At 35.3% G+C, this 637-nt stretch carries 1 protein-coding gene; it reads right to left on the bottom strand.

What is annotated here, in order from left to right:
- Positions 1-540 (bottom strand): OmpW/AlkL family protein (locus I2F62_RS13100; RefSeq protein WP_324627420.1); only part of this gene is annotated, 540 nt, incomplete at its 3' end.
- Positions 541-637 lie beyond the last annotated feature (97 nt).

Genomic DNA, 637 nt, shown 5'->3' with positions numbered 1-637 from the left:
TTTAGCGCCATTAAGTTTTAGGTCAGAGCTGACATCAGCGTAGCGTACGTCGGCAAAAACACCCCAGTTTTTCGCATCGGCAGGTTTAAAGTTAAAACCAACTTGTCCTGCAACACCAAAAGAGTCATCTGCTTTTAACTTAGCGCCATCAATTTTTTCGCCCCAAATAATTACAGCAGTTGCACCCACACCTACATATGGCGTGAATCCTGTTGAATTTTTGAAGTTATATTTAAGCGTTAATGTTGGTGGTAATTGCTTAAACGATGCAATTTTTTCACCAGAAGCAGTCACATCATGTTTTAGCGGTGTAGCCAATAATAATTCGGTTGAAAGACCACTATCGCCAAAAAAGTATTCTACAGACGGCGTGAACGCATATTCATTACTTGCTTTTACATTAGTTAATGCGCCATTCAATAACGTATTATCATTTTTTGAAGGTGCAACAACACTGCCGCCCACTTTTACTTGCCAATTTCCAGCAAATGTTGCTGAAGATGCTGCCAATAATGAAACCACTAATATTTTTTTCAACATTTTTATTTACCCCGTTTCGGATTAATTAAAATAATAAAATCCTATTTAATAATATGCAACAAATTTTAATACAAAAAATAATAAATATTTTTAAAAC

Source organism: Acinetobacter sp. MD2(2019), assembly GCF_035615615.1.
GTDB lineage: Bacteria > Pseudomonadota > Gammaproteobacteria > Pseudomonadales > Moraxellaceae > Acinetobacter.
This window is presented reverse-complemented; position numbering and strand designations above follow the sequence as displayed.